We start from the raw sequence: 21,596 nt of genomic DNA, 5'->3' as shown, positions 1-21,596 counted from the left end.
TTTTTCTACCAACCAAGAATCTATTAATACCTATTAACCAGCCTCTGACCTCCGGTTTATGGCCGTATTGCCGTTTGTTTATTAACAAAAATTCTTGTTTAACTCCCCACCTAGTGATATAGTATATCTGGAATTAGATGCAACTAATTCTTAATAACTGTCCCTAACAAAAACTATATGAGGGTAACAAATGTTCAAACGTAGACATTTTTTAGCGGGGATGCTCACCCTAGCCTTAGTTCTGGGTATAGCCCAAGTTAGCCAGTCTCAGAATCAGACTTTAACTATTTACTCTGGGCGACAAGAGGCTCTGATTGGTCCATTAATCAAACGAGCCGAACAGGAGCTAGGTCTTAATATTAGAGTCCGCTATGGTGACACTGCCGAATTAGCGATCGCTATTATTGAAGAAGGACGCAATAGCCCTGCTGACATATTTTTTGCCCAAGATGCTGGAGCCTTGGGAGCCTTACAAAAAGCCGGTCGAACTCGCGCCATTCCCGCACAAATCATCAGCAGAGTAGATTCTCGTTTCCGTTCCCCTAACAACCACTGGGTAGGGATTACAGGTAGAGCGCGGGTACTAGCCTACAACACCAGGCAGGTCAACCGCAACGAACTACCCAACTCCATCTCCGAACTCACCCAACCCAAATGGCGGGGGAGAGTTGGCTGGGCTCCCACCAACGGTTCTTTTCAGTCCTTCGTTACCGCCATGCGCCTAGTAGAAGGTGATGCTAAAACCATGCAATGGCTCCAAGCCATGAGAAATAATGGGGTTGTAGTTTACCGGAACAATACGACCATTGTTGAAGCCGTAGGTCGAGGAGAAGTAGATATTGGGTTAGTCAATAACTACTACCTATATCGCTTCTTAGCAGATGATCCTAACTTCCCCGTCGCTCACCACTACACCCGTGGCGACGCAGGATCATTAATTAACATAGCCGGAGTAGCTATTCTCGACACAGCCAGAAACGCCCAAGATGCACAGCGATTTATCCAGTTTTTACTCACCAATAACGCCCAAAACTTCTTCGCTCGAGAAACAAAAGAATATCCCCTAGTCGAAGGAATACCAGCCCCAGAGCGACAGTTATCTATTGAGCAAATCAATCCCCCAAGAATTGACTTAGCCAATCTAGCTGACTTACAGGGGACCATGGTACTGCTACAACGGGCGGGCGTGTTATAGAACTAGACTTTAGGGTGCGAACATATTGGCGATTGACGCACCCTAGCTGTTGATGATGAGAGGGCGATTAAACGCTAGTTTCGTGATATTTTCGTAAATATGTTGGTAAGTATAATGATCATTATTGCACTTCAGGTCAACTATAGCAACCAATTTGTAGAGCCGGATTCTGAATCATAACAACTCAAACTGGTAAGCTGACATAATCTTGATAGGGTTCTCACCTGTTCCCGATGGATAGGGGTAAACCACTGTAAGTCAATCACCATAACTTCTAGTGTCAATGTAACCGGGTCAAGACAAATTCCCGCCGCCCGTGTTTCGTCAATTTGGGTAGTCCAATATTCGATACCATCGATTTGGTCGGCTCTACCCTGACGAACTAATTCTAACAAAAGCTGTTCTTTGGGATTCGCCCAATTAGCATCCACCATGGACAAAGCGCGATCGATGCGACTTTCCAGAGTTTCAGGTTCCCAATTCTGAGTTTGGGCTAGATGGTAAATCTGTCTAAGTTCTATATTCCCGAATTTGGTGGACAGAGGCAGTTGCGCGAGTGAGCCATCTGGGTTGATATAAGTTTTGGTAGATGTAGTCATCACAATCATATTTCTCTCCAGGACAAGTAAGCGGCCAACCTTTTAGTATCTTCATCATCCCAAAGGTTTCCGAAAATCTCAGTGATTTCTCGGATCGATTCTCGTGATGTTCATAGGGTTTCTAGGTGAGACTACGCAAATTAACTGATGACCCAATCAACTAAGTTGTAGTGATGGTGATCACTTTTCGGAGCCAGTTGGGGTGATCTTAGCGACTGATGGACAACCGTAGGTAATTAATCCCGGCTTTCACTGCTTCATAGCCAAACAGTAAAATTAAACCGGAAAGGACTGCTCCCATGAGACAAACTACTAATCCCCCCAAGGTAATCGCCCCATCATCATCCAACAGCCCAAATCCGGTAATAAAAATCCCGATCGCTGGTAGTGTATTAGTTAAGGGAATAGGCAGCATCATGGAGACTGCCATAATTGCGATCGCACAACCAATCACAACCTTTCCCACCGGATGAGTACAAATAAAACTCAAGCGGGGACGGCAAACCACCTCAATTTTCTGTAACCAAGGAATCCCCACTTTTAAAATTCCCTGTACCTTTTCCAAAGGCAATTCACGGTTCAGCCATGAATCCGGAAACCAAGGCGTTTGTGAACCCGCCACCAATTGAATAGCTAACAAAAATAATAAAATCCCAAAGGGAACCGAATAGCCAGGAGCCGGAATGGGAAGGGCGGAAGGCAGCGCCAGCACCACAAACAAAAACCCAAAAATCCGCTCTCCTGCCAGAGTAATAATATCACCCAGCGTTACCTGAGAGGAACGGGACTCTTCCCAAAAATAGCGCTGAAGTTCAACAGAAAGTTTTGCCACAAGCCACAGCTAAAGATAAAAAAACTAACCGGAATCAATCAACCAGAATATATTTAGGCAACCGTCTCCGGTTGCCTTGACAGATATTGCCTAAATCCAACCCCAAGAAAAACTGGAGAGATTAGTCAGTGCCAACAGTCCAGGAATTCATATACTCAATCTGTTCTGATGTCAAGGTATCAATAGCAATACCCATGGCTTTCAATTTCAGACGAGCAATTTCCTGATCCACGTCTTGGGGGATAGAGTGCAGACCGGGTTCGAGTTTGCCTTGATTTTTGACCAGATATTCACAAGCCATGGCTTGGTTAGCAAAACTCATATCCATAACGGCACTAGGATGACCTTCAGCAGCAGCCAAATTGATCAAACGTCCTTCACCCAAAACCACAACAGATTTACCGTTTTTGAGCTTATATTGTTGGGTAAAATTACGAACTTCCTTGATTTCGGTAGAACGTTCTGCGAGATCTTTCAGGTCAATTTCAATATCGAAGTGACCAGAGTTGCAAACCATAGCGCCGTCTTTCATCACATCGAAATGTTCCCCACGAATAACGTGCTTATTACCAGTGACAGTAATAAACAAATCTCCCAGAGAGGCAGCTTGTTCCATAGGCATCACGCGGAAACCATCCATGACGGCTTCAATAGCCCGGACTGGATCAACTTCGGTAACAATGACATTAGCACCCAATCCACGAGCGCGCAAGGCGGAGCCTTTACCACACCAACCATAACCGACAACGACGACATTTTTACCGGCGAGCAGAACATTAGTAGCGCGGATAATACCATCAAGGGTAGATTGACCAGTTCCGTAGCGGTTATCAAAAAAGTGCTTAGTATCTGCGTCGTTAACGTTCATAGCTGGGAAAGTCAGTTTCCCATCATTAAACATAGCCCGCAGACGGACAATTCCGGTAGTGGTTTCTTCGGTAGTGCCAATAATTTCAGGTATTTGATGCTGACGGTTTTTAACGAGGGTAGCGGTAACATCACTACCATCATCAATAATAATATTGGGGCGGTGATCAAGGGCAATCTCGACGTGGCGCAGATAGGTGGCTGTATCTTCCCCTTTCATGGCGAAAACGGGGATGCCATAATCAACCACCAAACTAGCGGCTACATCGTCTTGGGTTGACAGGGGGTTACTAGCAATAAGTATAGCATCCGCGCCCCCAGCTTTGAGAGCGATCGCCAAATGTGCTGTTTCTGTGGTGACGTGACAGCAAGCAATTAAACGAATACCATCAAAGGGCTTTTCTTGGGCAAAACGTTCTTGAATTTGGCGCAAAACTGGCATTTCACGCCCCGCCCATTCAATCCGTTGTTTGCCTTTTGGGGCAAGTGTTGGGTCTTTAATTTCATATTTGGCTTGGACGGTTGTTGAACTCATGCAGTTATTTCCTTTATAAATCGCGTTTTGGCTGCCAAGTGTTTGGCAAATTATGGGGGCACCCAACTTATGGACGACTGGCCTTTACGATTCTAGCACCATTAACCGCAAGATATTATATATCATCGAGGTAATTCGGGCTGATATCGGTAAGCATATCGATAATAGCGGTAATATCTCAGAGCGGCTCTGAGTAGATGAGACTGGGAAGCCACCCCGGCTAGTTCCAGATGGCTAGTATCTCCGGCTAGTTCCAGGTTCCAACCATCATCATCAGCTACCAACTTGACTAGACAGCAAAGAGAGGTTTTGAGTTTCGGCTTTCGCGTAATTAATGCTTGGGTGAGTCCTTTCACTGAGGCTGCATGACCTACCAAAAGGAGATTTTCGGGGTATTGTGTGGTTAAGCGTTGGATAGTGCTGGTCATGCGTTGTTGAGCCATAGACCAGGTTTCGGGATACTGCCAACCTTGGGGCGATTCATAGTTAAGATTGATGCGGGGAAAATCGGCTTTTAGTTCTGATGACGATCGCATTTTCGGCAAATAGGGGAAGCTGTAACCACTTAAAAACTCTCCCAGTCCCGGTTCTAGTTGCACTGGTAAATCCAGAACTTCGGCTACGGCGTGGGCGGTAGCAACGGTTCGCAGAAATGGGGATGCGAAAATGTAGTTAATCTTTTCTCCCCCTAGACGTTGGGCTAGGGCGATCGCTTGCTTTTCCCCTTTGGCTGATAAGGGCGGGTCAAAAGGATTGCTACTGCTACGATACCAATTAGAATCGGCATGGTCTTGGCGATCGCCGTGTCGGGCTATCCACAGGGTTTGATTCATCTTAATGGCAGGTTGTCACGCTTTTCGGGTTCAATCATAACCCGATAGTCATCCCATCACCGACGCTTCGGGCTTTCCTATTACCTAGGTATCGATGAGCGATTATCAATTGTTATCCCCACTGGGAATATCCGTGTCGAGTGTGGGGCGCAACTGAATCAAGCGATCGCCTTGATGACTGCGAGGAATCACCACCAACGCAGGGCGGCGGGTTTCATCCCGTTCCGGTAGGGCTGGGAATATATAATAATCCCCATCCACATCAATCAGCAACCGCCAGACCCGATTCTGGCTGGGGTTATTAATCGCCGCACTCAGCAGTTGCTGGTAGCTGCTTGCGTCACCAATAATGCGGATCTGACTGATCTAGTTCTCTGGGTGTTACCGTTGTTAACATCTTCCATAGATTCCGGCGACAGCCATTTCTGTTGTTTTTGAGTTCTGCTATGTTCCCAGTAATACACGGCAAAAATTCGGGAGTTTGGTAGCTCCGTCTTTTTAAAGCGGGGCGGAAAAACGACTCGGCGGCTTTAGCCGCAATGACTATGATAGAATGGTATCGCCTTCTCTATGACCCAAATGAAAGGGGCTTAACATCCCGTGAGGGCAGACTTGCATCATGCAGAAATGTCGGCAGCAAAGACGTTTCATTGGCGAGAGACAAAAGGTGATTGAATGAAAATAAGTAAAAGGAAGCCTTCGGGCAACCTATAGAGGCGTATTTGACTTCGCCTAGGAGTCCGACTTGTCGGAAGTTCTGAAATCCCTCCGGGGAATCCCCGTCGCTTTAGCGCGGGGAGTAGTCAATTTGATAGGACGAGCCATGACTATGGAACCTTCACCAATCACCCCTTGGTCATCCATGCAGTGGTATAACCCCCCTGCGGCATGGCAGAATCGCGGCGATCGGCTTTGGGTTAAAACCGGGTTGAAAACCGATTTCTGGCGGACAACTCACTACGGTTTTATTCGGGATTCTGGTCACTGTTACTACCGTGAAGTATTGGGCAACTTTCGAGCCCGGGTCTGTTTTTCGGGGCAATACCAGGAACTCTATGATCAAGCTGGATTGATGGTTAGAGTCAGTAAAACCCATTGGCTCAAGTGTGGCATTGAATATGTAGATGGTGTCCAATACGCCAGTGCAGTTGTGACACGGGAGCGATCGGATTGGGCCGTTGCTCCCTTGGCAGGTCAACCCGATCGGGTTTGGTTTGAAGTACGGCGCAGAAATGAAGCCATTGCAGTTCTCTACTCCCTCGATGGTGATAAATTTGTCCTATTACGTCTGACGGATTTTCCCGAAGAACCTACGGCTTGGGTTGGCCCGGTGTGTGCATCCCCAGAACGGGAAGGATTTGAGGTAACTTTTGAGTCTTTCACGGTAGAACTGAGTACAGCACCAGTGGTTGATTAGAACTGAGTTTGTAGGTTGGGTTATGCGATCGCATAACCCAAAAACTCACCAGATTGCACAGCTAGGGGTGTATAAAACTGATGCGTCTATTTACTATTAGTCGGCTGATTATCTTTAGCTTGACTGGGAATATCCGTGTCGAGTGTGGGGCGCAACTGAATTAGGCGATCGCCTTGATGGCTGCGAGGAATCACCACCAACGCAGGGCGGCGGGTTTCATCCCGTTCCGGTAGGGCTGGGAATATATAATAATCCCCATCCACATCAATCAGCAACCGCCAGACCCGATTCTGGCTGGGGTTATTAATCGCCGCACTCAGCAGTTGCTGGTAGCTGCTTGGGTCACCAATAATGCGGATACCTTGAGGATTGCGGATATCATCGGGGTTCACCCCCAAGGGAAAACTATCCTCTCGCACAACCACCGTCACCACCGGGAGAGACGAGGTTTCATTCACCGCATCCCGCCACGCATCCGCTTCTCCCTGCCATTGTGCCAGCCAGAAACAGCCCGCCAGCACCCAACAGATAATCAATGTTTCATCCAAAAGCGATCGCACAAATCGTAGGGATTGATACTCCAACAGGTGGAACTCCAGAAACGATTTTAGCAGTTGCAACAGTTCCCGATACAACCGAAATAGCCAGCGTTTCCAGAATGTTTGAGGCGGTTGACTGGCTAAACGATTATTGAGGGAAGCCAATATCCGCCCATGGATGTTCTCGAGTCCAGCTTGGAACCGGAGTGAGGGTTGCCCTTCCAGTAACCACAGACTGCAATAAACCCCCACCACAACCAACGCCGCCGTTATAATGGTATGGAAAATGGCTCGGAAGCTGCCAAAAAACACTTGAAAGGCAGCAATATAAAACGACTCTAGGGGCAAAGGCAGCGTCGTCACTTCCAGTTGGAAAAACGCGAAATAGATCCAGCGATAAGTCCACCCCGTGAAGTATAGCACCGCCCCCAACATCACCAGCAAACTGGCAATTCTTCCCAGGGCAAAAGTTTCCGGGGGTAAACGCTGTGAATCACTCATCTCAACCTTATCCCAAAGATGACAACAAACCCTCTCGGGGCTACCTCTTACCGTTTAGCCAGTCGGCCCTCATCCGCCCTCACCCCAGCCCTCTCCCAAAATGGGAGAGGGAGCAAGAGGGGGCTTTGGATTCAAAGTAGGGTGAGGGTCCCCCCATCGAGTTCTACACCAGTCTAAGCTGTTATGAAACATCCAACTTGCCATATCTTGTCACTGGTTTTAATGGTTTCCTCCCTGGGAATAGGGGGATGTGCCATTAGCCCTCCTTCCCAAACCGCTGAAGTTACCCCTACTGGGCAACTCAATCCATTACCCTCACCGCCAATTATTCAAGTGATGCTCCCGGTGAATATCAAAATTGAGTTAAAAGCCGGGGGGAGTGGCAACCATGAATTACTGGGATTTAACCCAGAAACTCGCCAACTGCAATTGGCGGGACGCTCCCAAGGATTGCCCCTGACGGAAGTTGCGAAAATAGAGCGCGATCGCCTGACAAATCAGGGGTTAGTTGTCAGAGGGCGGCCCAACATTCGCGGGGAGGATATGAGTACCCCAGAAACTTGGCGGGTTCCCTTCTCTGCCCTAGACTATGAGGAGGAAAAAATGATGATTCGGGGTCAGCAGGCTTGGGAGAATGATGAGTTACAGGGGAAACTGGAAAACCAGAACGATTTTGATTTTCTGTTGGATCAGCTTATCCCCCTGTCAGAGGATGAGATGGAAATTGTCGTGAGTAAAGTACGTCGTGACCGGGAGGAGTAAGTCATCGGAGTTGGGGTGGGTTCCGTGAAGCCAAGGGCAAAACCTAACCGGAACACCTCAGCTTCCCTATCCTCTTTGTCACCCTCACCCTAAATCGGAATCCCAGCACAGGAGAGGGACATTGAATCCACGTCACGAGGACAAATTTAGTAAACCATGATTAGTGAATTAGACCGAGTTGTTTTAACCGTAGATTTACCGGAATATGATTTAAAATCCGGCGATATGGGTACAGTTGTCTTAGTCCATCAAGAAGGTTTGGGCTATGAAGTAGAATTTATGACCATCGCCGGAGAAACCATTGCGATTATTTCTCTCTTGAGTTCTCAAGTGCGGGGAATTGGAGACAGAGAAATCGCTCAAGCGCGGGTTCTGGCATCCTCGTGACGCGGCAGAGAATTTTCATCAGTCTTACCAAGTTTTTTCCGCTTTAATATCTTCGGCAGTAAGATAAGAAAAATCGATGCTCATCATTTCCAAAATCTTTAAAAGCATTTCCGGTTCCATTTCCATGATTTCGGCTCCTTTCTGAAGGCTAATTAATCGAGCCACTAAAGCACCCACGACAAACACAAACTTTTCCTTGGTTTCAATATCATTAAACAGTTGCACTTCGGCAGCAATTTTTTGAAATTGAGTTGTGTTTTTCATGTTATAAAATTATGTAAACGGTTGAGGATACGCTCAAAAACCTGTTCTCCATCTATCACTTGTCCCTGTTCAATTTGAGTGGCATCAATCGCGATTTCCTGACGCAGTTCAGTCAGGTATTGCTGGCGTTGGTCCAGGAGTTCTAGGGCCGCTAAGATGACCTCATGGGCGGATTGGTAATGTCCTTGGTTGAGTTGAGCCGCAATCCTTTGTTCGATTTCTGGGGTGAGTGATAGGTTCATGACACCAGTAGGAGCGTTATAGACTACCTTGATTATAGTGGTGGAGAAACTGGGCGGCGATGAGGCTGATATTATGGCTGTGCGGTCCTTGGAGAGACTCAATTTCTGCGCCTTCGGGTCATAATAGAACAGATAGAGTCACAGGGAGAGTCGAGCCATGACTGGACGCTGGGTGAGTTCGCTGTTGACGGTTTCGCTGCTGTTGGGCATGGGTTCTCTGTCGCCTTGGGTGGAGGCACAGACGGTTTTGGCGCAGGGGAGGATGTCGCAAAGGGAGGTTGAGCAACTGTTAAAGCAGGGTACTCAACAGACAAGACAGGGGCAACCTGTGCAGGCGATCAAAACATTGGAGCGTGTTTTAGAGGCGGCTCGACAATTGCAAAATCAGCAGTTGGAAGCCGTAGCCCTTTTCGGAATTGGTCGAAATTATAACCAGCTCCGACAAAACCCCAAGGCTTTAGAATTCTATCAAAAAGCACTGATTCTTTTTCGAGAGACGAATAACAGATCAGGGGAAGCCACCATCCTCACTACCATTGGTAGCGTGTACAATGCCTTGGGCAACCGGACTAAAGCTTTGGACTATTTCAATCAAGCCTTGCCCATTCTGCAAGAAGTGGGCGATCGCTCAGAGGAAGCCACCACCCTTCATAACATCGGTTTAGTTTACGATGACTTGGGCAACCGTACTGAAGCCCTGGACTACTACAATCAAGCCTTGGCTCTGAGACGAGAAGTGGGCGCTCGCTCAGGGGAAGCCACCACCCTCAATAATATTGGAGGAGTGTACCATGCCTTGGGCAAGCACATGGAAGCCCTGGACTATTTTAATCAGGCTTTGTCAATTTGGCGTGAAGTGGGCAATCGCTCAGGGGAACTCGCCACTCTCACTAACATGGGTCGAGTGTACGAGGCCTTGGACAAGCGGACGGAAGCCCTGAACCACTACAATCAGGTTTTGCCTATCATGCGAGAGGTGGGCAATCGTTCAGGGGAAGCCGCCACTCTCAACGATATTGGTGGAATGTACCATGCCTTGGGCAAGCGGACTGAAGCCCTGGACTACTTCAATCAAGCCTTACCAATTTGGCGAGAGGTAGGCCAGCGCTCTATGGAAGCCACCACTCTCTATAACATTGGCTCGGTGTACCATGCCTTGGGCAACCAAACTCAAGCCCTAAATTATTTCAATCAAGCCTTGCCCATTCTGCGAGACGTGGGTAATCGCTCAGGGGAAGCCACCACGCTCAACGACATTGGTGTAATGTACGATGCCTTGGGCAAGCGGACTGAAGCCCTGGACTACTTAAATCAGGCTTTGCCGATTCGGCGAGAAGTGGGCGATCGCTCAGGGGAAGGCAAGACTCTCTATAACATTGGTAGTGTCTACAATGCCTTGGGCAACCGGACTGAAGCTCTGGACTACTACAATCAGGCTTTGCCTATCATGCGAGAGGTGGGCGATCGCTCAGGAGAAGCCACCGCTCTCAACAACATTGGCTTGGTGTACCATGCTTTAGGCAAATGGACTCAAGCCATGGACTACTATAATCAAGCCTTGCGGATTCACCGAGAAGTGGGTAATCGCTCAGGGGAAGCCACCACTCTCAATAACATTGGTGGAGTGTACAAGACCTTGGGCAACCCTACGAAAGCCTTGGACTACTACAATCAGGCTCTGTCGATTTGTCGAGAAGTGGGTGATCGCTCAGGAGAAGCCTCCACCCTCCATAACATTGGTAGCGGGTATGATACCTTGGGCAATCGGACTCAAGCCCTGGACTATTTCAATCAAGCCCTGTCGATTCGGCGAGAAGTGGGCGATCGCCCTGGGGAAGGCGTAACTCTCAACAACATTGGCCTGGTTTATTATGCTTTGGGCAACCGGACTCAAGCCCTGGACTACTACAATCAGGCTTTGCTGATTCACCGAGAAGTGGGCGATCGCTCTGAAGAAGCTACCACCGTCCATAATATGGGCTTGGTGTACCAGAGCTTGGGCAATCGGACTCAAGCTCTGGACTACTACAATCAGGCTTTGCCAATGAGGCGAGAAGTGGGCGATCGCTCAGGAGAAGCCATGACTCTCAATGGCATTGGCGTGGTCTACAATGCCTTGGGCAAGCGGACTGAAGCCCTGGACTACTACAATCAGGCTTTGTCAATTCAGCGAGAAGTGGGCAATCGTTCAGGGGAAGCCGCCACTCTCCATAACATTGGTGCAGTGTACAATGCCTTGGGCAAGCGGACTGAAGCCCTGGACTACTACAATCAGGCTTTGTCAATTCAGCGAGAAGTGGGCGATCGCTCAAAGGAAGCCACCACTCTCAACAACATTGGTACAATGTACAATACCTTGGGCAACCGGACTCAAGCCCTGGACTACCTGAATCAGGCCTTGCCAATTCACCGAGAAGTGGGCGATCGCCCTGGAGAAGCCTACACTCTCAACAACATTGGTGCGGTCTACAATGCTTTGGGCAAACCGACTCAAGCCCTGGACGACTACCACAATCCAGCCTTGCTCATTCACCGAGAAGTGGGCGATCGCCCTCAAGAAATCACCACTCTCAGCAACATAGCCTCCGTCTACCGAGACACCAACCAACCCGACAAAGCCATCACCTACTGGGAAGACTCCCTGAACATCCTCCTTGAACTCCGAGGTGAACTGCAAAAAGAATTCCGCGAGACTTTCCTCCAAACCAATCGCGGGAGAGCCGTTGCCCTGGTTGACCTGCTCATCGACCAAAACCAGCCCCAACGCGCCTTTGAATGGGCGAACCGCGTCACCACCTACGAACTAGCCGATTATAACCGTCTCATCGGTGTGAGAGTGGCTAACCCCGAAGCCCAAGCCGCCCTTGATGACTGGAACGAGCAATCCCAACAACTGCAAGCCCTGCGCCAACAACTGCAAGACAACTTCAGCACTGCCCTGGTGGACCAAATGCGCGACTTAGAAGCGCAAGTCCTCCAACAAGCGGAAACCCTCGCCAATACCTACCCCGAAGTTGCGGAACTCTTTGAAATTCAACCCGAAGACCTCAGCCAACTGCAAACCATCCTCCCCCCCGGGAACCGTTGTCTTACAACCCGTTCTCCTCACAAATATCCAAAACGTTCCCAACACGATCGCCCTCTTTCTCCTCAGCCGCGACAGTCTCAGGGTTAAAAAAGTCCCCATCGATGCCGAGGAGTTCAACGAGTGGGTGACAGAATATCGCCAAATGCTCCAAAGCGGCGATTCCGGCTATCGTCGCCTTTCCGCCACCCTCTACGACCACCTAATCCGCCCTGTTGCCGCCGAGATTGAAGCCCTCAACCCCCAACAACTCGCCATCATCGCCACCGGGTCCCTGCGCCAATTCCCCTTTGAAACCCTCCGGGACTCGGAAAAGGACCAATTCCTGCTGCAACAGTACCCCATCCATTATCTCACTCGTCTCTCCAGTCGTTCCCTCCTCGCCAGTCCTTCCCCCTCCCCGTTTCTCAACTTTCCCCTGTGGACGCTTTCCCTCCTCCTAGGAATCATCGGCATGGGAGCCACAGTCAAACACCATTGGAAACTGGGGGGAACCTTGCTCACCCTCGCCCTAGTTAGCACCACCTTCCTCCCCCGCTTCTCTGGGGGTTACCGAGTCCTCGGCTTTGCCAATCCTAAACCCCAAGACCCCTTGTTTAATCTACCGGGAACGGAAGCCGAAGTCGATGCCCTCCTCCGCCTCGCCCCAGAGAGTGAGATTTACCGCCACCACCAGGCGACGTTGGAAGTGTTCAAACGTCAATCCTCCCGTCATCGCTATCTGCATATCGCCACCCACGGCTGTTTTCAGCAATTGGGTTGTTGTTTTTTGGGGCAAGATATTTGTGAGGATGAGCAACTACGAGAAACCCACATGAACGCCAACACCCTGTTATTTGCCGATGGAGAATATCCCCTAGCCGACGCGGCATTACTAGGGTTACAGGATACCCAATTGGTGGCATTGACCGCCTGTCAGACCGCATTACAGACCAATCTGGATGGAGATGCGATTATGGGAATGGCTTATATTTGGGAACGTGCGGGGGCGAGGGCGTTGATGGCCACGTTGTGGAATGCGGATGATGCGGCAACAGCAGCAGTGACAACGGAGTTTTATCGCCTGATTATGGAGGAGGGGTTGAGTAAGGTGGAGGCATTGCGTCAGGCGAAGTTAAGTCAGTCTCACCGTCATCCGTTTTTCTGGTCGCCGTTGGTGTTGATTGGCGACCCCCGGTAGTCCAGACGCTGGGTTAGGACTCGGGGAATTTCTAGTAAACTAAAATTAAGCGGTGCGGCATTTACCAGATTTTTTCACCCTCCAGGAGGTAATTGATGACAGAAATTACGACCCATGAACTGCCTCAAATTCTCCAGAATCTCTTTTTAGAAGTCGAACGGACTAAAACCCCGATTACGGTCATCCATGAAGGTAAACCGTTAGTGATTATCTATCCCGCCACTCCCTCAGATGAACGCCCGGCTTTTGGGGTCATGAAGGGAAGCGGTGAAATTTTAGGAGATATAATTACTCCAGAGCCTCAACCCTGGGATGTACTGCAATGAAACTGCTGCTAGATACCCACATTTGGCTGTGGTATTTACTGGGAGACCAACGCTTATCAAGCCAACTTCAAACTACAATTGTCGCTCCTAATACTGAACTTTGGCTGAGTCCAATTAGCATTTGGGAAACATTGATTTTAGCAGAAAAAAAACGGATATCTTTACATCCTGACCCGATTACATGGGTTAACTTAGCTTTGAAAACACTGAAAACTCGTGAAGCTGAGATGAATTATGCCATTGCTATTTTAAGTCGCCAGATTTCCCTACCCCATCAAGACCCAGCCGACAGATTTATTGTAGCCACCGCTATGTACTATGGGTTAACACTGGCTACAGTTGATGCTAATATTATCAGCAATTCAGCGATCCAAACCGTTAGTTAAGCAATAGTCTAGAGTGATATTGCGTGAGGCTAAATTAAGTCAGTCTCACCGTCATCCGTTTTTCTGGTCGCCGTTGGTGTTGATTGGCGACCCCCGTTAGGGAGTCCCTACCAGAGAAACTGATGGTTGACCGGAGACAGTTGGGGTTCCCATCCTCTAAACTAAAAAAGAGTTAGCTTGGTTGAGAAAATTATATTAGACGAAGTGACCCTAGAACAGCGTTTGCTTACCCTAGAGCAAACGGTTTCCCAACTCAAACAAAAAGTCGAGAGTCAGTCTCCTCCTGAGAATTGGCTGACTCAAGTTGTGGGTTCTATTTCTGACGAAACCGCATTTCTGGAAGCCCTTGAACATGGGCGCACTTTTCGCCAAAAGAGCTAGAATGAAGTAAAAAACAGCCAAGTTCTATGCAAAATCCCCACCTACCATTAGTTATCCAGCGAGTTAAAGAAGGTCTGATGAATTATTATCAAGACCAGATAGAAGCGATTATTTTATATGGGTCTCAAGCGCGAGGAGATGCCCAAGAGTATTCGGATATTGACTTTTTGATTATTTTGAAGGTTTTGGAACATCCTTTTCAGGAAATTGATAAAACAACGGAGTTTATCACCCAAATTTGCTTAGATTATGATGTGGTGATATCGTGGCAGTTTATTACTTCAGAAAGGTTCAAAACTCAGGATTCTCCTTTTATTTATAATGTCAAAAAAGAGGGGATTTTTGTATAAACTGCATCCAGGTAGACTTATAAAGAGTGTGGTATAGCTTTTCTCATGTCCATAAGGTACAGACCCTCACCCCAAACCCCTCTCCCAGCCCTTCGACCCTTCGGCTTCGCTCAGGACAGGCTTAGCTCAGGGGGAGAGGGGCTTTGAAAAGTACCTCATCAGTCCGGGAACCGCTATATAGCTTTTCTCATGTCCATAAGGTACAGACCCTCACCCCAAACCCCTCTCCCAGCCCTTCGACTTAGCTCAGGGGGAGAGGGGCTTTGAAAAGTACCTCATCAGCCCGGGAACCGCTATATGCGTCTAAAAGGTCAAGGAAAATGTATGCGATGAAGACTGACGCACCAGCTCAATCCAAAGACGAGAACAATCTCCCCGGTTACCTTTCAGTTAAACAAGCTATATGAAACCCAAGTCTCAAAAATTAATCGCCAAAGCTCAAGAAAGTTATCAAGCGGCTCAGGTTTTAAACGAACAGGGGTTTTATGATTTTGCTGCCTCACGAGCTTACTATGGGATGTTTTACATTGCTGAAGCTTTTCTTTGGGAGCAAGATTTGACGTTCTCAAGTCATGGAGCAGTTATTGCAGCTTTTGGGCGAGATATCGCTAAAAAATGGATTGTTCCTCTGGAATTTCATCGGTTTTTGATTAATGCCCAAAATAAACGAGCAACTGCTGATTATAGCGTTGATGATGACTTGAAAATCACGGATGTTGAGGTTGAAATTTTGTTGGATCACTGTCAGCAATTTATCAGTTTCGCGACCGAAAACTTGTAACCTTAGACAACTTTGCTTTTTCAATTGTGAGCTTTCATGAGCAGGTTGTTGGCGCTCATGATTTTATTAACCGTGCTCAGACCGATACTGATATCCGGCGGGGATATACTCTATTGTCAGAGATTCTCCAATGCTTTACCTCGGCTCCCATTTTACCCTTTGATGTTCAGGCGATCGCTGTTTTCCAGGAGCTACGACAGCAAAAAATTCGAGTCTCTACAATGGATCTGAGAATGGCGGCGATCGCCCTGTCCCGTGATAGGGTTTTGTTAACCCGAAACCTCCAAGATTTCAGGAAAGTTCCGGCATTAAAAATTGAAGATTGGACAGGTGATTAATGCCAGATTAGGTCATCTCCCACTTATTCGCGCATCCTGACCCAAAACCGGGTTTCTGGAACAATGGGTTTGGGCTATTTAACCGGATTAGATGGGACTTCGTAAAGACAGTAAGTCAGAACTCCAGGAATTTCTATAGCAGTCCTAAATCAGTTGTGGAAGACCCTCACCCCCAACCCCTCTCCCAGAACGGGAGAGGGGAGCTAAAAATGTTACAAATCATTTAGGATTGCTATAGTAAACTAAAATTAACGACACCGTGAATCGAACCGAATCACAAGGGAACCATCAAGTATGAGCGAACTACTTTCCAGAATTACCGTTAATCCTAGACAATGTGGCGGTCGCCCCTGTATCCGAGGAATGAGAATCCGAGTATCCGATGTCCTGGACTTGTTTGCCTCCGGTTTAAGTCAGGGAGAAATCCTTGAAGAAATGCCCGATCTGGAAGCTGATGATCTCAAGGCTTGTCTAATCTATGCGGCTCGTAAACTAAACCACCCCCGTTTGAATCTGTTAAGCATTTAAAGATGAGCATGAATCCCCTCTCTAATCTAATCGCTAGTGATACCTGGGTTCCGGCTACCTGGAATGAGTACCTGAGTGCTTTGGATGACCCCGCCCATGCTAAATCTAAAGGCTATTACAGCAATGGGCGAATGAGATTAGAAATGCAAGTCTCCGTAGGCTTTGACCACAGCACAAATCATAGTGTGATTTCCCTGGCTGTTAATCTCTATGGCATTTTGAAAGGCATTCCGTTCACGATTTTAGACAACTGTTCCTTCCGCAAAACTGGCTATGCCGAATTTCAGCCCGATTTAGCGTATTATGTTGGCAACAAAGCAACCGCCATCCCTAGCGGCACGGATATTGTGAATCTGGAAGAGTATCCCGTGCCAGATTTGGTGGTGGAGGTGGCAAAATCATCCCTGCTTGACGATCGCACCGTTAAGCGAGTGCTGTATGAAGATGTCGGGATTGCTGAATATTGGATTGTGAACGTCGAAACTGGGGAAGTATTGGCTTATCAAATGAGCGATCGCGGGAGTCAGCGAATTGATATCTCTGTGATGTTTCCAGGACTAGAGATAGCCACCCTAGACCAAGCCCTGCAACGGAGCCGCAATCAAGACCAGTCACAAGTTGGAGCCTGGTTAATGGCGCAGTTTCAGTCCCCTGGAAATTGACATTTAACATGAGAATATAGCAACCCTAAACTGAGCAACGAAAGTTACTGCGATCGCCCTTAAATGTCTGGCGGTTATTTATTTTTGAATTTTATCGACCAACTCCTCAACACGCTTGATTAAGGGTGAACCTTTTTGGGTAAATTCATTTAGATAATCTAGCATTTCTTTGATGAGTTTTTCTTCATTTTTGATGGTTTCTGCGTTTTGGGCGATCGTGTCGTTCTGTTGATCAATTTTTCCTTTATTTTGGTCAATCGTTTCTTGCTGACCATCAATTATTTTTTGATTTTGTTCAATTTGAGATCTTTGCCTATTGGGGATATTAGTGTGGTATAGGTAATGTCCAACTATCCCAATTAATGAACCGATTACAAAAGCGATAATAATCGGCATCCATTTTTTCAGGGGAGAATCTTCTGGAGTTCTTTGATCACTTCTTCGAGAGGCCGAAAAAGATTTCGGTAAACCCGAAGAAGGCGTAGAAGCAGTTCCAGATTTCGATTTTTCGGGCTTTGAAGATATATTAGTATCACGATTAGAAGAAGAAGATTGACGGCGAAAGTTGTCACTTTTATCATCCTCCCCAGCCAAGTCTATCCAGCTATCATCAGAAATTTGATCCGACAAACCTCGCCAAACTCGCTCTTCTTCAAGGCTGGATTTCGAGACCGTTGAGCCAACTACAACTAACATCCCGTCATGTTTCGGCAAAGCATATTTTTTCAGGTCGCCAATTAGCTCATCTTTTAGGGCGGATAAGTTGCCGATTTTCTCCGAATCAGCCGGGTTATTTTGCACGGACACAACGCCAATATTCTTAGGTTTTAAGAGGTCGAAGTTTACCGTAAATCCTTGAGCATTATTTTCCGAAATAACCGCTGGATCGACTTTCGCCGCTAACTCCCCATTTAATGCTTGAATCGCAAGCGATCGCAATATGGCTTCATCAGAATCTTGACCAACCCAGCCCGCCCACACAACCGAATTACAAATTTTTCGAGTTTGGTTATCGATGCGATTTTGCGATTTCAACGCCGTAACCAACAAAGATAACTGACCATTGGCACGATAAATCACCAGGGAAAAATAATCCCCATCCACCATTTTTAGCATTCGCTTAAAATTCTCCGGCAGATCGGAAATTTTCCTTTGATTTTGATCTAACCAGCAGTAGTCTTTAGAAATCCCACGGCTTTGTACATAAGTATCCATGTTTAATCCTCTTATAGTTTCAACCACTCTATTCCTTGAACAATCTCCGCTTCATCGTTTCTCGGTTCCGCAAAGCGACTCACCGCATTGATCAGCCGCTCATTATTTGACAGCCCCACCTGTTGACCCAAAAAATCGGGAATTATGGTGAATATAGAAGCCCGTCTCCTATCCAGATGTAATTTCAGCAAAAACCGCAATAGATACCGTAAAGGAACTTCCGTATTTTGCGGCTGATAGGGGTCGGTTGGCTGTGGTTTTCGATAGTAAAAAATTGGCTGTTCATCAATTTCTTCAAATCGTGAAAATACTACACTGCCAACGGTTTGTACTGGCGTAATCGCCACCGCCACTTTTGGCAATAAGTTCTCACTGGCAAACTGATTCAGCATTTTCTGATAACCCTCTCTCACCTTTCTAAATAACTCTGGGGGGTTTTTAATGTATTTTTCACATTTGACCGGTGCCAGGATTACCAGACGGGGTGAATCTAAATCCTTGTAGATATTTTTGAACAGATCATTTAATTGGGTTGGCTGATTAAACTTCTCATGGTATTTTCCCTCCCTTTCCATTAAAGGGGGGGTATTAATAGGAATCAACACCGCTACCGAGTCTCGAATCAAGTCTTTCACCTTGTTTTTGTGTTCATCTTCTTCTAACCATCCTCCTGGATAATCTTGGAAATTAATTTCTAAAACTGGAGCAGTTCCGGTTTGTCCAAACTCAAACTTAAATGATCGGGGTTTACTTTTCGTTCCGCTAACCCCATCTTGCACTTTAATACTACTGCTGGATTCCACCATACTTTTAAGTTCTTTGAGTCTTGTATCTAACTCAAATTTACTTTGTCCTACAGCCAGCAGTTGTAAATCCTGACTGACGTTATCAAACTGGTCATACATGGCTGCTAGTAAGCTAGTTTTACCTACACCACCCGGCCCCAGCATGGTGACATTTAGCTTTTGTAGTTCCTGGCGAAATGGGTTTTTCCAAACAGATGTCATTGACTATCCTCACAAAGTTACTCTGGTTTTTTGATGGTTCTACAAATTATTTAAGGATGCTTCTAAGTCATCGATATGACCATAAGCAGACTCTAAAAGTCTTGACCATTTTTGACTGGCATTACTTTGTTTTTGCAGGTTATCAAAATCTTCCCAAATCTGACCCCGCTTGCGGCGCAAAAATCGTTTCCATTCCTTCTTGGCGCTTTTGGCTCGGAGAACGCGATCGGCAAACTCTTCTACTATAGCAAAAGAGGCTTGGCTCGGTTCAGATAAAAATCCCTTCAAAGCATCTTCACAATTGTAAATTGTTTGTTGATACAGTTCGTTTAAGGTATCTAAAATATCTTGAGCCTTCACACCTTCTGTTTTCAATCCTGCGGTTTTATCCGGGGTTAACGGATCCAATTGCAAGCGAATCCGATGCTGAATTAATCCTCGATAAGAGAGATTAAATTCTGAGAGAATCTCAAACCCTTTTTTCAGTTCCGTATAGTCTGGGGGAATTTGACTAGCAACTTCCGCCAAAAACTCTTCCCCACTAACTTTTGCCAGCCCACCTAAATTGCATTTTTCCACTAAAACAGCAGCCACTTTATTTTTGGTGCGTTCAATGGTTTTTTTCAATCCTTTATCCATGTCCAGGAATTTGAGCGATAGATTGGTTCTCATTTCTATCAAATATTCACTGTAAGTGCTGGCGTAAGATTCCAGTCGGTTCCGACGTTTCTCTATTTCTTCAATCGTCGGCATTTCCACTTTCCGACAGGCTTCCAGTACCGTTTCAATTTGAGTTTTTAGGTTTTCATCTTGGTCTTCGCGAGTTTTAATCAGTTCCTTTTGCAAATCGGTCATTTCATTGGTTATATTCTCCCAAAATTCCTCAAATAAATCCTCATACTCATTGGCTATTTCATCTTCATCGATATCTGGTAAGATTCCCTGGGCTAGTTGCAATTGCTGCTTTAATTCGGTGAGGCTGGCTTGCAAATCGGTGATTTTTTGTTGGGTATAATTCCGGTCTAGTTGCGTCACATTCGATCGCAGATTATCCAGAACCGCCTGAAGCACTTTGTTATTTGCTTCTTCCTGGGAAGAACAGTCAGCAATCACACAATCTAACACCGGCATTTTCACCGTTTCAGAATCAATATCCCGTTTCAGAGAAAGGCAACTTTCCTGATTTTCCCCATTGCTATCCGCATTCAGTACCAATATAGACCGAGAGGGCAAATCGTTTAAGGCTTTATTCGCCAAAGCATATAATTGTGTATCATTCTGCTCGAAGTTTGCCCGGTCTTTGGAAGGTTTGCGAATAAACAGAATAAAATCCACTTCTTGAGCGAGGGCTTCAATCACTAAACTCTCATCTCCTAAGCGGAAATCCCCTAAGCCGGGAACATCTACTAGAGCGATCGCCCCTATTTCATCCAGGGGAAACCGACAAGATATTTTAACGTGCTTAACCGCCAAACATTGATGGTTAGTTAGTTGATAGTCCCGATTATATTTTGACGCTACATAATCAGAAATCTGTGACTCGTCTTGAACAGTTAAAGAACCCCTCCCCAAGTATTCTTGATATTTCTTAGCATGGATATGATAATCGTCTTTCAAGCGGTTATAAATGTTAATGTCCGTTTGATCCGCCTTAGTGGGTAAAGTGGGAATCTCGCTATGGGCAAACTCTTCAAAAGAACGCGGCACGGGGGTCAATCCGAGTTTCTCGTAGTAGGGAATAATCACCTCTTTTAAAAAAGACTCGCGATCGTGAAATTGAATTTCGGCGGTGGTGGAATTTCTGGGTTGATGAAAAATGGTGCTACGCGCTGCCGTGCAAGCCTTCCCCTGCATTGCCGGAATCACGTCATTTGTCAGCCCACTTAAACTCTGCAACAAGGTGCTTTTCCCTTGTCCCATGCGCCCAATCACCCCAATATTAAGGGTTTGGCGGGAAAATCTGCCCTGGAGTCGGTGCAATGATGCGAGAGAAGAACGGGCAATTTGCTCAAATTGGGCAAAATCCAGATTTCGGAGTTTTTCCTGGGTTGCCGTATTCCCCGACCAATATTCAAGCTGGCGATCGCGTTCTTGTTCGCAACTCTGAATCAAACCATACAGCGATGATAAACCGGTTTCGATGTCTGCCAGCTTTTGGGCCAGAGGTTGACGTTGGGCAATAATACTCTGTATTTCTTGGCTTTTGTTCATGCCAATCTATCCATGATATTCAATGGTAAACTTTTCGGGATACTATAGCACAAAATATCCCCCAAGTCTCCGAAACCGGATTTCTTAATTAAATTTTCATATCCCATGCTGAAATCAGCACCTAAATCTAGTTGAGAGATGGGCGCGAGATTGTTTGGGACTAAGGCGATCGC

25 protein-coding genes are annotated in these 21,596 nt (G+C 46.7%); 14 read left to right on the top strand and 11 right to left on the bottom strand.

Going from position 1 to position 21,596, the window contains the following annotated elements; translation table 11 throughout:
* Nucleotides 1-190 precede the first annotated feature (190 nt).
* Nucleotides 191-1,195 carry an iron ABC transporter substrate-binding protein gene (locus HFV01_RS28785; protein WP_006668990.1) on the top strand — a complete coding sequence of 335 codons (1,005 nt, stop codon included), beginning with the start codon at nucleotides 191-193 and terminating at the stop codon, nucleotides 1,193-1,195.
* A gap of 140 nt (nucleotides 1,196-1,335) precedes the next feature.
* On the opposite strand, the gene HFV01_RS28780 is transcribed toward HFV01_RS28785, so the two are convergent.
* The 5 genes from HFV01_RS28780 to HFV01_RS28760 all read right to left on the bottom strand — a co-directional run bounded on the left by HFV01_RS28780 (nucleotide 1,336) and on the right by HFV01_RS28760 (nucleotide 5,134).
* On the bottom strand, nucleotides 1,336-1,794 hold the full coding sequence (locus tag HFV01_RS28780) for a hypothetical protein (protein ID WP_233497954.1): 459 nt from the start codon (nucleotides 1,792-1,794) through the stop codon (nucleotides 1,336-1,338).
* A 208-nt stretch (nucleotides 1,795-2,002) separates the two neighbouring features.
* The gene (locus HFV01_RS28775) at nucleotides 2,003-2,626 is read right to left on the bottom strand and encodes an exopolysaccharide biosynthesis protein (protein WP_006622691.1); all 624 of its coding nucleotides are present in this window, start codon (nucleotides 2,624-2,626) and stop codon (nucleotides 2,003-2,005) included.
* A 121-nt stretch (nucleotides 2,627-2,747) separates the two neighbouring features.
* Nucleotides 2,748-4,028, bottom strand: a complete 1,281-nt coding sequence (gene ahcY / locus HFV01_RS28770; RefSeq protein WP_006622690.1) for an adenosylhomocysteinase — start codon at nucleotides 4,026-4,028, stop codon at nucleotides 2,748-2,750.
* Nucleotides 4,029-4,150: 122 nt separating this feature from the next.
* Nucleotides 4,151-4,861: a histidine phosphatase family protein gene (locus HFV01_RS28765; protein WP_006622689.1), complete on the bottom strand. Its 711-nt coding sequence runs from the start codon at nucleotides 4,859-4,861 to the stop codon at nucleotides 4,151-4,153.
* A gap of 105 nt (nucleotides 4,862-4,966) precedes the next feature.
* The gene (locus HFV01_RS28760; RefSeq protein WP_006622688.1) at nucleotides 4,967-5,134 is read right to left on the bottom strand and encodes a hypothetical protein; all 168 of its coding nucleotides are present in this window, start codon (nucleotides 5,132-5,134) and stop codon (nucleotides 4,967-4,969) included.
* A gap of 472 nt (nucleotides 5,135-5,606) precedes the next feature.
* On the opposite strand from HFV01_RS28760, the gene HFV01_RS28755 reads away from it, so the two are divergent.
* Nucleotides 5,607-6,278, top strand: coding sequence for a DUF1349 domain-containing protein (locus HFV01_RS28755; protein WP_006622687.1), 672 nt, complete (start codon nucleotides 5,607-5,609; stop codon nucleotides 6,276-6,278).
* Nucleotides 6,279-6,364: 86 nt separating this feature from the next.
* Here the strand turns inward: HFV01_RS28755 and HFV01_RS28750 are convergent, their stop codons facing one another.
* Entirely contained in the window at nucleotides 6,365-7,318 is a 954-nt protein-coding gene (locus HFV01_RS28750; RefSeq protein WP_187757797.1) for a hypothetical protein, read from the bottom strand.
* 183 nt (nucleotides 7,319-7,501) lie between these two features.
* Between HFV01_RS28750 and HFV01_RS28745 the strand changes: the two genes are divergently transcribed.
* Nucleotides 7,502-8,080, top strand: coding sequence for a hypothetical protein (locus tag HFV01_RS28745; RefSeq protein ID WP_006622684.1), 579 nt, complete (start codon nucleotides 7,502-7,504; stop codon nucleotides 8,078-8,080).
* A gap of 156 nt (nucleotides 8,081-8,236) precedes the next feature.
* Nucleotides 8,237-8,467: a DUF4926 domain-containing protein gene (locus HFV01_RS28740; protein WP_193520663.1), complete on the top strand. Its 231-nt coding sequence runs from the start codon at nucleotides 8,237-8,239 to the stop codon at nucleotides 8,465-8,467.
* 24 nt (nucleotides 8,468-8,491) lie between these two features.
* Here the strand turns inward: HFV01_RS28740 and HFV01_RS28735 are convergent, their stop codons facing one another.
* Nucleotides 8,492-8,731 (bottom strand): hypothetical protein, encoded by a 240-nt coding sequence (locus tag HFV01_RS28735; protein ID WP_193520662.1) that lies wholly within the window; start codon nucleotides 8,729-8,731, stop codon nucleotides 8,492-8,494.
* Nucleotides 8,728-8,973, bottom strand: a complete 246-nt coding sequence (locus HFV01_RS28730; protein WP_193520661.1) for a ribbon-helix-helix domain-containing protein — start codon at nucleotides 8,971-8,973, stop codon at nucleotides 8,728-8,730. The genes HFV01_RS28735 and HFV01_RS28730 overlap by 4 nt, the downstream gene beginning before the upstream one ends.
* Before the next feature lie 157 nt (nucleotides 8,974-9,130).
* Here HFV01_RS28730 and HFV01_RS28725 point away from each other — a divergent pair, with 157 nt between their 5' ends.
* The 10 genes from HFV01_RS28725 to HFV01_RS28680 all read left to right on the top strand — a co-directional run bounded on the left by HFV01_RS28725 (nucleotide 9,131) and on the right by HFV01_RS28680 (nucleotide 16,990).
* Nucleotides 9,131-12,148, top strand: a complete 3,018-nt coding sequence (locus tag HFV01_RS28725; RefSeq protein WP_193520660.1) for a tetratricopeptide repeat protein — start codon at nucleotides 9,131-9,133, stop codon at nucleotides 12,146-12,148.
* Nucleotides 12,149-12,185: 37 nt separating this feature from the next.
* Nucleotides 12,186-13,238, top strand: coding sequence for a CHAT domain-containing protein (locus HFV01_RS28720; protein WP_193520659.1), 1,053 nt, complete (start codon nucleotides 12,186-12,188; stop codon nucleotides 13,236-13,238).
* Nucleotides 13,239-13,333: 95 nt separating this feature from the next.
* A complete protein-coding gene (locus HFV01_RS28715) occupies nucleotides 13,334-13,564 on the top strand; it encodes a type II toxin-antitoxin system Phd/YefM family antitoxin (protein ID WP_006622674.1) in 231 nt (76 codons plus the stop codon).
* Nucleotides 13,561-13,950 (top strand): type II toxin-antitoxin system VapC family toxin, encoded by a 390-nt coding sequence (locus HFV01_RS28710; RefSeq protein WP_006622673.1) that lies wholly within the window; start codon nucleotides 13,561-13,563, stop codon nucleotides 13,948-13,950. The genes HFV01_RS28715 and HFV01_RS28710 overlap by 4 nt, the downstream gene beginning before the upstream one ends.
* 177 nt (nucleotides 13,951-14,127) lie before the next feature.
* Entirely contained in the window at nucleotides 14,128-14,331 is a 204-nt protein-coding gene (locus HFV01_RS28705; RefSeq protein WP_006622672.1) for a hypothetical protein, read from the top strand.
* A gap of 26 nt (nucleotides 14,332-14,357) precedes the next feature.
* Nucleotides 14,358-14,681 carry a nucleotidyltransferase domain-containing protein gene (locus HFV01_RS28700; protein WP_006622671.1) on the top strand — a complete coding sequence of 108 codons (324 nt, stop codon included), beginning with the start codon at nucleotides 14,358-14,360 and terminating at the stop codon, nucleotides 14,679-14,681.
* Between the two features lie 403 nt (nucleotides 14,682-15,084).
* Entirely contained in the window at nucleotides 15,085-15,462 is a 378-nt protein-coding gene (locus HFV01_RS28695; RefSeq protein ID WP_006622670.1) for a HEPN domain-containing protein, read from the top strand.
* 26 nt (nucleotides 15,463-15,488) lie between these two features.
* Nucleotides 15,489-15,800: a type II toxin-antitoxin system VapC family toxin gene (locus tag HFV01_RS28690; RefSeq protein WP_006622669.1), complete on the top strand. Its 312-nt coding sequence runs from the start codon at nucleotides 15,489-15,491 to the stop codon at nucleotides 15,798-15,800.
* A 294-nt stretch (nucleotides 15,801-16,094) separates the two neighbouring features.
* The gene (locus HFV01_RS28685; RefSeq protein ID WP_006622668.1) at nucleotides 16,095-16,328 is read left to right on the top strand and encodes a DUF433 domain-containing protein; all 234 of its coding nucleotides are present in this window, start codon (nucleotides 16,095-16,097) and stop codon (nucleotides 16,326-16,328) included.
* An 8-nt stretch (nucleotides 16,329-16,336) separates the two neighbouring features.
* Nucleotides 16,337-16,990, top strand: coding sequence for a Uma2 family endonuclease (locus HFV01_RS28680; protein WP_008056158.1), 654 nt, complete (start codon nucleotides 16,337-16,339; stop codon nucleotides 16,988-16,990).
* Nucleotides 16,991-17,068: 78 nt separating this feature from the next.
* Here HFV01_RS28680 and HFV01_RS28675 read toward each other — a convergent pair whose 3' ends face one another.
* From HFV01_RS28675 to HFV01_RS28665, 3 genes are read right to left on the bottom strand one after another with little or no spacing between them, the layout of a single operon-like run.
* Nucleotides 17,069-18,205, bottom strand: coding sequence for a PilN family protein (locus tag HFV01_RS28675; RefSeq protein WP_046318891.1), 1,137 nt, complete (start codon nucleotides 18,203-18,205; stop codon nucleotides 17,069-17,071).
* An 11-nt stretch (nucleotides 18,206-18,216) separates the two neighbouring features.
* On the bottom strand, nucleotides 18,217-19,212 hold the full coding sequence (locus tag HFV01_RS28670; protein WP_006669001.1) for a P-loop NTPase family protein: 996 nt from the start codon (nucleotides 19,210-19,212) through the stop codon (nucleotides 18,217-18,219).
* A 39-nt stretch (nucleotides 19,213-19,251) separates the two neighbouring features.
* Nucleotides 19,252-21,423: a dynamin family protein gene (locus tag HFV01_RS28665; RefSeq protein WP_193520658.1), complete on the bottom strand. Its 2,172-nt coding sequence runs from the start codon at nucleotides 21,421-21,423 to the stop codon at nucleotides 19,252-19,254.
* Between the last annotated feature and the right edge of the window lie 173 nt (nucleotides 21,424-21,596).

Origin of the sequence: Limnospira fusiformis SAG 85.79 (assembly GCF_012516315.1) — a bacterium.
GTDB classification, from domain to species: Bacteria; Cyanobacteriota; Cyanobacteriia; order Cyanobacteriales; family Microcoleaceae; genus Limnospira; species Limnospira fusiformis.
The sequence above is the reverse complement of the archived record's forward strand: the minus strand, read 5'-3'. Positions and strand labels throughout refer to the sequence as shown.

What these genes read in the sequence shown, in the direction of transcription:
- HFV01_RS28680 (WP_008056158.1), top strand. Translation starts at nt 16,337, where the DNA reads ATGAATCCCCTCTCTAATCTAATCGCTAGTGATACCTGGGTTCCGGCT.
- HFV01_RS28715 (WP_006622674.1), top strand. Translation starts at nt 13,334, where the DNA reads ATGACAGAAATTACGACCCATGAACTGCCTCAAATTCTCCAGAATCTC.
- HFV01_RS28730 (WP_193520661.1), bottom strand. Translation starts at nt 8,973, where the DNA reads ATGAACCTATCACTCACCCCAGAAATCGAACAAAGGATTGCGGCTCAA.
- HFV01_RS28700 (WP_006622671.1), top strand. Translation starts at nt 14,358, where the DNA reads ATGCAAAATCCCCACCTACCATTAGTTATCCAGCGAGTTAAAGAAGGT.
- HFV01_RS28740 (WP_193520663.1), top strand. Translation starts at nt 8,237, where the DNA reads ATGATTAGTGAATTAGACCGAGTTGTTTTAACCGTAGATTTACCGGAA.
- HFV01_RS28675 (WP_046318891.1), bottom strand. Translation starts at nt 18,205, where the DNA reads ATGGATACTTATGTACAAAGCCGTGGGATTTCTAAAGACTACTGCTGG.
- HFV01_RS28745 (WP_006622684.1), top strand. Translation starts at nt 7,502, where the DNA reads ATGAAACATCCAACTTGCCATATCTTGTCACTGGTTTTAATGGTTTCC.
- HFV01_RS28725 (WP_193520660.1), top strand. Translation starts at nt 9,131, where the DNA reads ATGACTGGACGCTGGGTGAGTTCGCTGTTGACGGTTTCGCTGCTGTTG.
- HFV01_RS28685 (WP_006622668.1), top strand. Translation starts at nt 16,095, where the DNA reads ATGAGCGAACTACTTTCCAGAATTACCGTTAATCCTAGACAATGTGGC.
- HFV01_RS28750 (WP_187757797.1), bottom strand. Translation starts at nt 7,318, where the DNA reads ATGAGTGATTCACAGCGTTTACCCCCGGAAACTTTTGCCCTGGGAAGA.
- HFV01_RS28785 (WP_006668990.1), top strand. Translation starts at nt 191, where the DNA reads ATGTTCAAACGTAGACATTTTTTAGCGGGGATGCTCACCCTAGCCTTA.
- HFV01_RS28710 (WP_006622673.1), top strand. Translation starts at nt 13,561, where the DNA reads ATGAAACTGCTGCTAGATACCCACATTTGGCTGTGGTATTTACTGGGA.
- HFV01_RS28695 (WP_006622670.1), top strand. Translation starts at nt 15,085, where the DNA reads ATGAAACCCAAGTCTCAAAAATTAATCGCCAAAGCTCAAGAAAGTTAT.
- HFV01_RS28765 (WP_006622689.1), bottom strand. Translation starts at nt 4,861, where the DNA reads ATGAATCAAACCCTGTGGATAGCCCGACACGGCGATCGCCAAGACCAT.
- HFV01_RS28735 (WP_193520662.1), bottom strand. Translation starts at nt 8,731, where the DNA reads ATGAAAAACACAACTCAATTTCAAAAAATTGCTGCCGAAGTGCAACTG.
- HFV01_RS28780 (WP_233497954.1), bottom strand. Translation starts at nt 1,794, where the DNA reads ATGACTACATCTACCAAAACTTATATCAACCCAGATGGCTCACTCGCG.
- ahcY (WP_006622690.1), bottom strand. Translation starts at nt 4,028, where the DNA reads ATGAGTTCAACAACCGTCCAAGCCAAATATGAAATTAAAGACCCAACA.
- HFV01_RS28670 (WP_006669001.1), bottom strand. Translation starts at nt 19,212, where the DNA reads ATGACATCTGTTTGGAAAAACCCATTTCGCCAGGAACTACAAAAGCTA.
- HFV01_RS28665 (WP_193520658.1), bottom strand. Translation starts at nt 21,423, where the DNA reads ATGAACAAAAGCCAAGAAATACAGAGTATTATTGCCCAACGTCAACCT.